This window comes from Polaribacter sp. Z014 (assembly GCF_023555435.1).
Taxonomy (GTDB): Bacteria; Bacteroidota; Bacteroidia; order Flavobacteriales; family Flavobacteriaceae; genus Polaribacter.
The window spans coordinates 94,310-107,705 of the sequence record NZ_JALCZP010000005.1 but is presented as its reverse complement, the minus strand read 5'-3'; the positions used below and the strand labels follow the sequence as shown (position 1 = coordinate 107,705).

Below are 13,396 nucleotides of genomic sequence, written 5' to 3'. Positions count from 1 at the left end.
ATGAAAACAAATTATTTAAAATTAGCCGTATTAGGCTTAATAATGATGGCAGGTACTGCTATGAATGCACAATCTACTGCAGATCAAACAAAAGACACGAAAGCAATTAGAGTAATTGATAATAAAGGTACAATTAAGTATCTTCAATCAAATAACGGAATTACATCAATTACAAACACTTCAGCTGATGTTACAACTACAACTTGGCAATTAGGTGGTACGTTATCTGATAATACTTATATTAATACTGCTGATAAAGTATTTGCTTTGGACAACTTACAATTAGTTACTACTTTTAGTACTGCTTCTACAAACACAAATGCAGAGTTAAATGATTCTGATCATGATGATGACGCTGCAGCTGGCTCTACAGGATGGACAGTACTTATTCGTGATGAAGATTCTGGTGAACTTAAAAAAATTAGAGTATCAGATTTATTGCAAGTAACTTCTGGTCAACAAATTTTTGAAGCTTCAGGTATTGCTGCTACAATAGGAACTAATACTGTTACAGACATGCCTGCTGATAATTCTAAAGTATCCGCCTATAGAAACGGTGCAAAATTATTGGCTGGTGTAGATTACACACTTGCAGCTGGGGTTTTGATTTTAGTAGATAAAAGTGCTGTTACAACAAGTCAAGGATGGACATTATATCCAGCAGATGATGTGGTTGAAGTACACTGGATTAAATAATCATTCTTTCTAGTATAGATACTATTTCTCACTTAAAGAAATATCAAATATTTAAAAAGTTGGTTAGAAACTAACCAACTTTTTAAAATTTCAAATTACTATTCAAAACACACCACTTTTATTTAAAATAAAAGATTTACAACACATGTTTTCTAAAAGCACCCTAAAATTTATACTACTTATTATTTGTGCAAATTTTGCACTAAAAACCTATGCTCAAGAAATTAGGGTAATAGATAATAAAGGAACTTTAAAAACAGCTATTAACAATAGTGTAACGTCTAGGGATACTGCTCCAACAACACCACTTGAAGGAGATGTTTGGTATGATACAAATACTTCGCCTACAATAATTAAAATTTATAATGATGGTGTTTGGGTAAATTTAACACATACAGGTACAGAAGGTTCTGTATTTTTTGCTGGATCAGATGGTGTACCAACTGAGCACCCAGGGTTATTTTGGAAAGTAAATTCTTTAGGTTTTGGTAGTTTAGGAATAGGAACAAATAATCCCACAAATAAACTAGAGGTTGATGGAGCAATTGGCGCTCAAGGAATACTTAATTCAAATGGAACTGTTAATTACCCTTCTTATCGATTTAAAAATGATCCAAACACAGGTATGTTTAGACCTAACCTTGTTGATCAAATGGGGTTTGTTGCTGGTGGAGAGGAAGCTATTCATATAGTGGAAAATAGTGGAGCTACACAAGTAGATATAATTGGCACTCTTGCTTTAAACGGATTTCTACTTGACGAACATAATACCCCAGGCACTCCAGGACAAATTCTAACAGCAACCGCAACGGGTACAAAATGGGATTCAGCAAACACATTACAAGATGCGGACGGAGATACTTCAATTAAAGTAGAAAAAAATACAGATGAAGATATTATTAGATTTGGTACAGGAAATACCACCGCAAACAGACAAGTTTTAAGAATTGATAATCCCGGTGCATTTTCTGGCGGCGGAACAAACAGTGCAGTATTAGGCTTAGAAGCAAATGGTTCTAGTCAATTTGATAGTCGTTTGCGTATTACTGCTGGTAACGACGATACTTTTAACGACACCCAAGGTGCAAGTATAGATCTTCATGGTAATAGTACAACGGCAAATACAGGAAGAGTAGATTTAGTAGCAGGTTCAGCCGCTTCCGGAGCTAATTTAGCGCTTACTGTTTGGGGAAATGATGGTCTCTCCGCTCCTACTTCTTCTACTGCAAGAATAGTAATGACAGGTAAAGGGAATGTTGGTATTGGTAATACGATGCCAAATGATGAAGCTATTTTAGACCTCACAAATACTCAAAAAAGGGCATTGCTTCTGCCTACTGAAACCACACCTACTGAAATAGCAACACCAACAGATGGTATGTTACTGTACGCTTCCAATAATAAAAACGCCTATTTAAGAGCCAATAATACTTGGAAACCTATTACATTTAATTCTGTAAATAACGAACTTATTTTTGATGGTAATGACCATGCTGATACTACAAATGACAATTTTAGATATGTATCTCTTATAATAAACGGAGACTGGAAAGTGATACGATATAATAAGACTGACGTAAATGTAGAAGACATTGCTACTCAAACAAACAACACAAGCCAGACAACACAACCTATTACCTTAGCTGCATGTGTTGCTTTAACATTTTAATTAAGTAAAATATCAAAATGAAAAAAAAAATACTATCTTTTTTATTTTTTGCATTTACAATTTGTACACAAGCTACATTTATTTTAACTAGTGCTACAATAATTACCCAAACGGATACAGATACCGATTTATCTGCAATAGCAGGTATATCTGGAGTAACATTGGTACAAGTAGGTTTGGGAACTGATAGTGAATATACAATATATGATATTGGTGACAGACAACTTATAATTAATGGAAATCTAACTATTGATGCTTCAAAAGAAATGTTACTTGTAGGATCAGCAGCCCCAAGAAGTATAATATCTGTAATTGGTACACTTAATATAAACGATTTTGAAACAATTAATGGTTTCACTTCATATTTACAAAGAACAGCAATTAGAACAACTTATGATAAAAATGATTGTTGTATTAATTTCTCATTAGATGTTACTGATTCTGGTACATTTAATATGCAAGGAGGAGGTGTAGAATGCTCATCTTCAATTAAATTTTATCCAAATTCAACGGTAAATATTCAAGACGGTAGAATTGAGTTATTATCTACACCAGATCCACAATATCAAATAAGGCAATTCTGTAATTATTTAACAGCCAATAATTTTAAAATGGTAAAATATGCCATGACAATGGTTGGTACTCCACTTCAATTTGATGGCTACACTCCTACTATTGCCGATGAAGGAATTAGTTTTAGTTCTTCTTCTGCATCAGCAAAATATAAATTTAGAGATTATTCTGGAGGTGACAGAGGTAATAGATTAGATTTAGGCCTTTGGTCTGATAGAAAAGGAAAAATTATCAATTCATCCGATGGAACAAATGTAATTGTTGAAGAACATCTTATTGGTCATGGAAGTTCTAAAGGTACTTGGCAAATTTCAAAAGAGGTTGCACCAACAATATTAGATGAAGATAATATTCCTATTGAAGATGCTATAATGTTTATTAGAGATACTGACAATGGAAATAGAATAGATGGAAATGGATATATTTTTACAGATGATAGGACTTATTTTGAAGCATCAAATTCAAGTGGTTTAATATCTACTACAGATGTTCTTACAGGTGTTGTTAATCATTTAGTAGGCGGTACAACTGTTGAGTATGATAGAAGAAGTAAAAACAATAATATAGATGATGAATTTAATCTTAATTTTTATCATTACAATATGGTTCCATCAAGAGCTATTCAAAAATTAAAAGGAATAGGTGAATTAACATTTGATTGGACAATGTTTGAAGATACTAATATAACAGAGAAAAACTCTACCGTTGTAGCAGGGTATTCAACAATAGATAATTTAGGGCAATTATATGATTATGCAAAATATTGGAAACAATTAAACCAAACAAATCTAGAGATACCAACTATAAATGAATTACTAATTGTAAACGAAAATTCTTTATTAAATATTGGAGACTACAACCTTGTGGTAGATGGAGCTGCATCTGCATCCGCAGTTTTTACTGTAGATACAGGAACAAAAACAATAACCATAAAATCTACAAAATTACTAACTTCAACAAAATTTAAAGGCATTAAAACAACTGCCAGTATTAGCGTCGCAAACGGCGCAACATTAGAACACGGTTATATAGATAATACAGGTACCAACAAATTTGTAAATTTAAAATGGAATCAAAGTACCACTAATGATGTATCAATTATAAACAATGATGACTTCTCAGTAATTTATTCTTTATCGCCAGTAACAACCGTTTTTAAAGCTCATTTTTTAGTACCTACTACAGTGCCCACAAATGGTATAGAAGTGCAAGTTGATATATTATCAAACGGACCTAACCTATATAAGGAGTTAATACCAGAAGAAGATATTAATTTTGTTAGATTAGATATCGATTTAATAGATATTGGTACAGAAACCAATCAACTAGAAATGTTGAAAATTACAGAACGATTATTAGCAAAAATTGAAGCTATAAAAAGTTCTATGAATAACACAACAACACCTACTTTAATTATAAATGAAACTATAACAAATACTTTTAATGATGGTACTTTACAAAATCAAGAAACAATTTTAATAATTTTAAAAAGATTATTAAGTAAAGTTACAGCTACAAGAGAAGCGGTAAAGGTTGAATAACTTTTAACTTTACAAAATATTTTTTCGAAAGCAATAATGTTCATGCTAGTATTTAAGCGATATCTATCTCATTTTATAATTACCTAAGAAAACAAATAAAAACCGCTATTTTTTTATTCTAGTTCTAAATGATACGCAAATTGTAGGAAATAACAATTTTTATAGAAAACTTAGAGTTCTAACCGAGTAAAATTGTTTTCAATTTAAATTAGAGTGCCTATTTTAGATGTTTTTTGTATCTTCCTTTTATAATTCACGATAAATGGAAAAAGAGGCAATTGCAGATTTATTAGAAGAAAAACACAAGGTTTTATGTAAATGGTTAGAAGAGCAACCAGATGATAATTGGGAAAAAGGCCCCGATGGAAAATGGACTGTTGGCCAACAAATATTGCATTTAGTAAACAGCTTGCAACTTTTAAATAACGCCTTAAGTTACCCTCGCTTTTTTTTAAAATACAAATTTGGGTTATGCAATAGAGAGCCTAGAGATTATAAAACGATTGTAAACAACTACCATCAAAAATTACTTGATAGTAAGGATAAAGTAAAAACGTATAACAACAAGTTAAAGAAACCCTTGCTAAAAGATAGAGAACGTCTATTAACAAGACTGCAAATACAGAGTAAAAAACTACAATTTAAAATCAAAAAAATTAGTGATGTAAATTTAGACACATTGGTAATTCCGCATCCTTTAATGGGTAAAATGACTATTAGAGAAATTATTATGTGGACAGCATATCACACAGAACATCATACCGAAATATTAATAATGACTTATAGTGAAGAGACTTATTGCTAACCTTACTAGGTTATAAATGACTCCATTTTACTTCGTGATAAAAATTAAACCTTCTATTTTAAATACATATTATTCAATATTTTAATTAGAAACAACGTTTTTACTTCAGCTATTTTCCTTTAATTGATATCAAATCAATGAATAAATATCTTTAACTACATATTTTCTAATTCTGATTCAATAAAAAACTATTCTAATTCTTATATTTGTGATTCCTAAAAAAGAAGACGAATTATGTTTAATAATTTAAGCGATAAATTAGATAAAGCTTTACACACCCTAAAAGGTCATGGTAAAATTACAGAGGTTAATGTTGCAGAAACGCTAAAAGAAGTTAGAAGAGCGTTATTAGATGCCGATGTAAACTTTAAAATTGCCAAAGAATTTACCAAAAGAGTTCAAACCAAAGCATTAGGTCAAGACGTATTAACAACGTTAAACCCTGGGCAATTAATGGTAAAGTTAGTTAAAGATGAACTAACCGATTTAATGGGAGGTGAAACTGTAGGTGTTAATTTAGGTGGTTCTCCAACCGTAATTTTAATGTCTGGTTTACAAGGTTCTGGTAAAACTACTTTTTCAGGAAAATTAGCAAACTTTCTAAAAGATAAAAAGTCTAAACAAGTTTTATTAGTAGGTTGTGATGTTTACAGACCTGCAGCAATAAATCAATTACAAGTTGTTGGAGAACAAATTGGTGTTGAAGTGTATGCAGAAGTAGGGAACAACAATCCTGTAGAAATTTCACAAAACGCTATAAAGCATGCAAAAGCAAACGGTAAAAATGTAGTTATTATTGATACTGCTGGTCGTTTAGCTGTGGATACAGAAATGATGAATGAAATTTCTAACATTCATAAAGCTGTAAGTCCGCAAGAAACTTTATTTGTAGTAGATTCTATGACAGGGCAAGATGCGGTAAATACAGCAAAAGCTTTTAACGATATCTTAAATTTTGATGGAGTTGTTCTTACAAAATTAGATGGAGATACACGTGGTGGAGCCGCTTTATCTATTAAATCTGTGGTTGATAAACCTATTAAGTTTATTGGTACTGGAGAAAAAATGGATGCTATAGATGTATTCCATCCAGATAGAATGGCAGACAGAATTCTTGGTATGGGAGATGTTGTTTCTTTAGTAGAAAGAGCACAAGACCAATACGACGAAGAAGAAGCTAGAAAATTACAGAAAAAGATTGCTAAAAATCAATTTGGTTTTGATGACTTTTTAAGTCAGATTCAACAAATTAAAAAGATGGGTAGCATGAAAGATTTAGTGGGTATGATTCCTGGTGCTGGTAAAGCAATGAAAGATGTAGATATAGATGATGACGCTTTTAAAGGTATTGAAGCCATTATACACTCTATGACACCAGAAGAAAGAAGCACACCAACAACTATAAATGCCAGTAGAAAAAAGAGAATTGCAAAAGGATCTGGAACTTCTGTTAACGAAGTAAACCAACTGATGAAGCAATTTAACCAGATGAGCAAAATGATGAAGATGATGCAAGGTGGTGGTGGCAAAAAGATGATGCAAATGATGCAAGGGATGAAATAAAAAGAGTCTCAGTTTTCAGTTTCAGTTTTCAGTTAAATTATGTATTTTAAAGAATTATTGGCTTATAAAAAAGGCTTTTGATTTATCTATGAAAATTTTTGAATTGTCTAAATCTTTTCCGAAAGAAGAAAAATATTCATTAACAGATTAAATAAGAAGAAGTTCTCGCTCTGTTTGTGCAAATATTGCTGAAGCGTATAGAAAAAGGAGATATTCAAAACATTTCATAAGTAAATTGACAGATTCTGATGGTGAAAATTTGAAAACAAGTACTTGGTTAAATTTTGCACTAGCTTGTAAATATATTTCCGATAATGATTACAATAATTTTTCTAATCAAAGTAAAGAAATAGGAAAGTTAATAAATTACAGGATTAATAATCCAGAGAAATTTGGAGTTAAAATTAATTAAATTAAAAATAATTAAATATTTGCAGTTAAATTCACAGCGTACAAACTGTGACTGAAAACTGCCACTGAATACTGAATATATGATTTTATTAGACGGAAAAAAAACATCTGCAGATATTAAAGAAGAAATCGCTTTAGAAGTAAGAGAATTAAAGAACAATGGAGCGGACACTCCTCATTTAGCAGCTGTAATTGTTGGAAACGACGGAGCAAGTATTACTTATGTAAACGCAAAAGTAAAAGCTTGCGAACGTGTTGGATTTGAATCTAGTTTAATTAGATTACCAGAAGACACTACTGAAGAAGATTTATTAAATGAAATTGAAATTTTAAATATTGATAAAGACATTGATGGTTTTATAGTACAACTTCCGTTGCCTAAACATATTGATGAACAAAAAATATTAATGGCTATAAACCCTGATAAGGATGTAGACGGATTTCATCCAACGAATGTTGGAAAAATGGCTTTAAATTTACCTACTTTTATCTCTGCAACTCCTTTCGGAATTTTAGAATTATTAGATAGATATAATGTTGAAACTTCTGGAAAACACGTGGTTGTTTTAGGTAGAAGTCATATTGTTGGTAGCCCAATGAGTATTTTATTATCGCAAAAAAGAAAGGTTGGTAATGCAACTGTAACCATGTGCCATAGTAGAACTAAAAACTTAAAAGAAATAACTTTACAAGCAGATATTATTATTGCTGCTATTGGTATTCCAGAGTTTTTAAAGGCAGATATGGTAAAAGATCATGTAACTGTTATAGATGTTGGTATTACTCGTTTACCAGATTCTAGTAAAAAAAGTGGATTTAGATTAGTAGGTGATGTTGCCTTTGATGAAGTTTCTAAAAAATCTGATTTTATTACACCTGTTCCTGGTGGAGTTGGCCCAATGACCATAGCAATGTTATTAAAAAACACTTTATTAGCTTGTCACAGAAATAACTAAGTTTTTAAGAACTTATGTTAATAAAATTTATAAAAGCTCTTCTAGTTTTCTGAAATACGGAAAATTAGAAGAGCTTTTATCTTTTTAAAGCGTTTGTAAATAAAGACCATCGTTGCTGTGTATGATTCGTTGTGTATATCAAGCACTAAAGTTAGTAAATATTACACAGCGAGGACTTTCGTAAATTGGCTAAAACCAGCAATTCATTATACGCGGTGTTGGCAATACTATTATTCTTTTAATTCCTTTAATTTAACCCAAATATGGTCATTTATAATTTTCCCATTTTTGATAACAGCGTTCCTTTTAATGCTTTCTAAACTAAAATCATTTTTTTCTAACACTCTCATAGATGGTTTATTGAAATCAAAAACGCCAGCCTCAATTCTTATAATATTAAAATTATTGAACACATAATCTGTCATTAGTTTTATTGCTTTAGAAGCAATTCCTTTTCCCCAAAAAGGCTCTCCAATAAAATATCCCATTTCTGCACTTAATCTAAATACATCTTCCTTAATTTCAATTCCTATTTCTCCTACGAATTGACCTTTCCAATATATTAATTTTCTTTGTGGAAGTTCTTTTTTAAGTTGCAGATTTATAAACTCTTTAGCGTCTTTTAACGTGAAAGGATTAGGAACTTTATCATATCCATTATCAAATATAATTGGGTTATTTCTATATTCAGCATACTGCTTAGCTATTTCTATTTGATAGTTCCTTAATTCCACCATAGTTCTATATGTTTTTTTGTTAAGTTATTACTGCCAACAAACAGTGTTTATTACAACTCTATTTCTTGCTTTTAACTTTACTTTTATTCTAATAAAGGAAAAGTAAAGTTAATTTTCTTCTCTATTTACCATATCTATAGAAAATGCAGGCAAACAAATTGCCATGTATTCACATGGTTCTGTAAAAGGGTTTGAGTATTGTACTCGGGTATTTTTTTCTATTTTGATAGATTCACCTGCGGATAAAACAACTGTTTCGCCATCAATAATAAATTGTTTTTTTCCTTTTATAATGTAGGTGTATTCATCAAATTTTGGGGTTTGAAAAGGTTCACTCCAACCAGAAGGCGCAATCATGTGTGCAATACTTATTTCAGAATTTCCATCGGTTGCATTACCAAAGTGTTCTTCTATTAGTTTACCGTCTGTAGTTGGAACTACAAATGGTGATTTTTGAATGGTATATTTTTTCTTCATAAAGATTAGTTTTGCGTAAGCGATTGTAATGGCTTCCTTTTTATGCAAAAAACACTTATTTAATTACAATAACAAAATAGTATTAATTAAATAAATGTTTTTTAGAATTCTGAATTATTTCAGCATAAAAAGATAAAGCCTTTCGACTTCGCTCAAGATAAATTCCTAGCGCGGTTTTGTGTTTAAAATAAAACGCACAAAATACGCCCTAATTAAACCAAACGATAAAGGTTTTCATTTTTGCCAAATCTGGAATTTGCTCTTTTGTAACTTTTTGAGTTGTAAAATCTTTTAAACCTAATTCTTCTTTATCTATAGCTATCGTTGCATTTAAGTCGTTTAAAAAAAGCGTTGCAGATGTTAAAGTCGTTTCTATTCTGTTAATATTATTATTGGCATTTATCTCTGAAAAACTTGAGTTAACATTAATCCCAGATGCTGTTTTAAAACGTGCATCATGAATTTCGATACTTTTTATAGTAGACGTAGAATCTAATTGTTCTTTTGGCAAAATGGTAAGCAATAGCTTCCCTCCTTTTTCAAAAATATAATATTCATCATCTTCCTGAAAGTAATTATCACCTTGTGCTCCTTCGCTTAAATTTTTAACGATAGAATCATTTTTAAAAATAGTACTTAATTGATTAATAGTCGTTTTAGTAGTTACTTCACCAACTTTTCCTTTCTCAATTTTAAATTTACTGCTGTTACTACAACTAATTATAAATAGAGAAAATGCGATTACTATAATTGGTGAGATATTTTTTTTAATCATTTTGTTGTTTTAAGTCGTTGTTTAAACGTTTATTATGAAAATATTATTTTAATACTTTTTTTAAGATACCAAATGCCGCTCTAATAAAAGTGGCGCTTGTTAATACTTTTATAAGCGGGTTTTGAGCTGTACTTCTTCTTCTTGTTGTACTTCTTGTTGCTCTTTCTTCTCTTTGTCTTTCCTTCTCTTTTTCCTTTGCTATTTTTTCTCTTTCTTTTTTATCTGCCTCTGCTTGTATTGCTTTTTCTTCTGCCTTGTTAATCTTTTCTATCTTGGCATTTAACATTTCATACGCACTTTCTCTGTCTAAGTTTTCATTGTACTTATAAAAAAGACGCGAATTATTTATTACATTTTTCAACTCTTTATCTGTTAAAACATCCATTCTACTCATTGGAGCACGCAACATGGTTCTTGCCAACGGCGTTGGAATTCCTTTTTCGTTTAAAACGGAAACAAATGCTTCTCCAATTCCTAATTGCGTTAAAACTTCTTTGGTGTCATAATATTCTGAAGAAGGATAATTCTCTGCCGCCAACTTAATTGCTTTTCTATCTTTTGCCGTAAAAGCTCTTAATGCATGCTGAATTTTTAATCCCAATTGCGCTAAAATATCTTCTGGCACATCTTTAGGATTTTGCGTTACAAAATACAATCCGATTCCTTTAGAACGAATTAATTTCACAATACTTTCTATCTGGTTTAATAAGGCCTTAGAAGCCTCTTCAAACACTAAATGTGCTTCGTCAATAAAGATAATTAACTCGGGTCTTCCGCTATCTCCTTGTTCCGGAAAAGTTTCATAAACCTCAGCTAATAATTGCAACATAAATGTTGAAAACAACTTTGGTTTGTCTTGTATATCGGTTAAACGCAATACAGAAATAATTCCTTTTCCGTCTTCATCTACTCTGGTTAAATCTTCTACGTCAAAAGATTTTTCACCGAAAAATAAATCTCCTCCTTGTTGTTCTATTTCTACAATTTTACGCAAAATTGCTCCGGTAGATGATGATGAAATTCGGCCATACTCTGCTTGAATTTCTTCTTTCCCCTCGTTGGTAACATATTGTAAAACTTTTTTGAAGTCTTTAATATCTAAAAGCGCAAATTTATTGTCATCACAATATTTAAAAATGATGGCAACAATTCCGCTTTGAGTTTCTGTTAAGTCTAAAATTCTTGATAATAAAACAGGTCCGAATTCCGATACCGTAGCACGCATTCTTGTTCCGTCTTGCTCTGAAATGGTTAAAACTTCTATTGGAAATTTTTGTGCCGTAAATGGGAAACCAATTTTTGCATGACGTTCGTCTATTTTTGCATGTCCAGGACTTGGTTGTGCCAAACCAGAAAGATCTCCTTTAATATCCATTAACAACACCGGAATACCTTTATCTGATAAATTTTCAGCTAAAACTTGCAACGTTTTTGTTTTACCTGTACCGGTTGCCCCTGCTATTAAACCATGCCTATTCAAGGTTTTAAGTGGAATTTTAACGATGGCATCTGTTATGGTTTCTTCCCCTAACATTGCTGCACCTAATGCTATAAAATCGCCTTTGGTTTTGTAACCGTTATTAATATATTCGAAAAACTCTTCCTTCTGACTCATTTAAAACTAAATTTTGATAAAAATAATCAAAGTTTAATTGTTAGGAAATTATTTAAAGAGTTTGTTTGAATTTGTTTAGAAAAAATTAACGTGAGTTTTCTTTAATTTTTCAAGAATTGATCTAATTTAAGTTCTCCCCCCTTAATTAACTGATTGGTTGCTGATGCGTTTACATGTTTTAATTCCTCAATAATTCTTTAATCTTTTTTTAAATAAAGTTTAGATGCTATCCAAGCTCCAATAATCATTTCTACCCAAACGATTGGAAATAAAATTACAGCCGTACTCCAAGTTCCTAATCCGGTATTTACACTCGCAATCCAGAATACCTAAATAGTCGCAAATGCAGTAGTTGTACCCAAAATAATCGCTGATATTTACTGAAAAATAGATTTAATGGTCTCTAATAATGAGCTTGGTGTTGTTTTATGGACTTCAACATCTGTACAATTATTAAAGCTTTTGAACACCCCTATCTCTTTAATAAAAGCAGCTTTAAAGTCATCATTAAAAGAAAAGTTTTCTTCAAAAAATAAATGATGAATATGAAGCGTAGCACTCTTTTTATCGGCCTTACAATCCATTCTTGCCACTAATTTACCATCCCAAAGAATGGGTAATGAAAAATAACCATACTTCCGTTTTGCAGCTGGAGTATAACATTCTATTTTGAAATCAAAATTAAATAAGTGCTGTATGCGTTTACGCTGAATCAATAAATTATCAAAAGGAGAAAGAATTTTTAGTTGACTATTTATGGGCTTACTTAACAAACTCAAAACATTAGGTAAAGCGTAATATATTTGTCCGTTAACATGCACTTCTAGTAATTCATTGTTAGCATACATCTCCTTCAATTCAGAAGAAACAAGTGTTTTGGTCTTTTTAAGTAAATAGGCAATTTCACTTGCTTGACCAATACCATTGGCTCTTAGATAGCTAGTAATTAAAAAACGAATATGTTCTTGCTGAGTAGGGCATTTCACATCAATATTCTCTGGTAAAACGCGTTCCGTAAGGTCATATACTTTATGAAAATTCTTACGATTAGAAATCATCAAATCTCCTTGCATAAACAAATTCTCTAAAGCTTGCTTTGCTGGTTTACTTTGCCATTCCCCAACTTTAGCTGTGTGAACAAAATCCTTTGCCATTAAAGGCCCTTCGTTTTCTATGCGTTTTAGTATGGCATCCATGAGTTTCACATCTTTCTGAAACCAATGACTTTGTTCGTTTTTTAAAATGGCTTGTTTACGGGGAAGCGAATATTTATAGTCACGAATTGGCAGATATGCTGCCGCATGCGACCAATATTCAAAAACCTGTTTGGTTTCAATTAACGTATCAATATCAGAAAGTTGATATTCTGGATTTCTATTCCATAATGTATGATGATGGGCACGTTGAATAGCAGAAATGGTATCTATCTGCACATAACCAAGATGTTCAATACTGGCAAGTGTACTAGCTAATGACGCACCTTTTAACTCACCAGGCAAAACACGTTGAGAAAGCAAAACTATCTTTTGAGCTTCTATTGGAGAAAGTATTTCTTTCATGCTGAGTCTCGTATTTTTT

General features: G+C 31.4%; 12 protein-coding genes. 7 read left to right on the top strand and 5 right to left on the bottom strand.

The features are described from left to right. The 7 genes from MPF19_RS08725 to folD all read left to right on the top strand — a co-directional run bounded on the left by MPF19_RS08725 (position 1) and on the right by folD (position 8,214). Positions 1-696 carry a hypothetical protein gene (locus MPF19_RS08725; RefSeq protein ID WP_249987810.1) on the top strand — a complete coding sequence of 232 codons (696 nt, stop codon included), beginning with the start codon at positions 1-3 and terminating at the stop codon, positions 694-696. A gap of 145 nt (positions 697-841) precedes the next feature. Continuing rightward, the gene (locus MPF19_RS08720; RefSeq protein ID WP_249987808.1) at positions 842-2,365 is read left to right on the top strand and encodes a phage tail-like protein; all 1,524 of its coding nucleotides are present in this window, start codon (positions 842-844) and stop codon (positions 2,363-2,365) included. A 17-nt stretch (positions 2,366-2,382) separates the two neighbouring features. Then, the gene (locus tag MPF19_RS08715; protein ID WP_249987806.1) at positions 2,383-4,479 is read left to right on the top strand and encodes a hypothetical protein; all 2,097 of its coding nucleotides are present in this window, start codon (positions 2,383-2,385) and stop codon (positions 4,477-4,479) included. 262 nt (positions 4,480-4,741) lie between these two features. Next, positions 4,742-5,284, top strand: a complete 543-nt coding sequence (locus MPF19_RS08710) for a DinB family protein (protein WP_249987803.1) — start codon at positions 4,742-4,744, stop codon at positions 5,282-5,284. 234 nt (positions 5,285-5,518) lie between these two features. Beyond that, positions 5,519-6,847, top strand: a complete 1,329-nt coding sequence (ffh, locus tag MPF19_RS08705; RefSeq protein ID WP_203394433.1) for a signal recognition particle protein — start codon at positions 5,519-5,521, stop codon at positions 6,845-6,847. A 151-nt stretch (positions 6,848-6,998) separates the two neighbouring features. Next, a complete protein-coding gene (locus tag MPF19_RS08700; RefSeq protein WP_502925148.1) occupies positions 6,999-7,259 on the top strand; it encodes a four helix bundle protein in 261 nt (86 codons plus the stop codon). 79 nt (positions 7,260-7,338) lie between these two features. Further along, positions 7,339-8,214 carry a bifunctional methylenetetrahydrofolate dehydrogenase/methenyltetrahydrofolate cyclohydrolase FolD gene (gene folD / locus MPF19_RS08695; RefSeq protein ID WP_203394432.1) on the top strand — a complete coding sequence of 292 codons (876 nt, stop codon included), beginning with the start codon at positions 7,339-7,341 and terminating at the stop codon, positions 8,212-8,214. Between the two features lie 230 nt (positions 8,215-8,444). Here folD and MPF19_RS08690 read toward each other — a convergent pair whose 3' ends face one another. The 5 genes from MPF19_RS08690 to MPF19_RS08670 form a co-directional block, all read right to left on the bottom strand. Further along, a complete protein-coding gene (locus tag MPF19_RS08690) occupies positions 8,445-8,951 on the bottom strand; it encodes a GNAT family N-acetyltransferase (protein ID WP_249987802.1) in 507 nt (168 codons plus the stop codon). 108 nt (positions 8,952-9,059) lie between these two features. Further along, entirely contained in the window at positions 9,060-9,428 is a 369-nt protein-coding gene (locus MPF19_RS08685) for a cupin domain-containing protein (RefSeq protein WP_249987801.1), read from the bottom strand. Between the two features lie 208 nt (positions 9,429-9,636). Continuing rightward, complete coding sequence (locus tag MPF19_RS08680; protein WP_203394429.1) at positions 9,637-10,203, bottom strand: hypothetical protein; 567 nt, start codon at positions 10,201-10,203, stop codon at positions 9,637-9,639. 43 nt (positions 10,204-10,246) lie between these two features. Then, the gene (locus MPF19_RS08675; protein ID WP_249987800.1) at positions 10,247-11,818 is read right to left on the bottom strand and encodes a helicase HerA-like domain-containing protein; all 1,572 of its coding nucleotides are present in this window, start codon (positions 11,816-11,818) and stop codon (positions 10,247-10,249) included. 377 nt (positions 11,819-12,195) lie between these two features. Continuing rightward, the gene (locus MPF19_RS08670; protein WP_249987798.1) at positions 12,196-13,377 is read right to left on the bottom strand and encodes a winged helix-turn-helix domain-containing protein; all 1,182 of its coding nucleotides are present in this window, start codon (positions 13,375-13,377) and stop codon (positions 12,196-12,198) included. Positions 13,378-13,396: the final 19 nt, after the last annotated feature.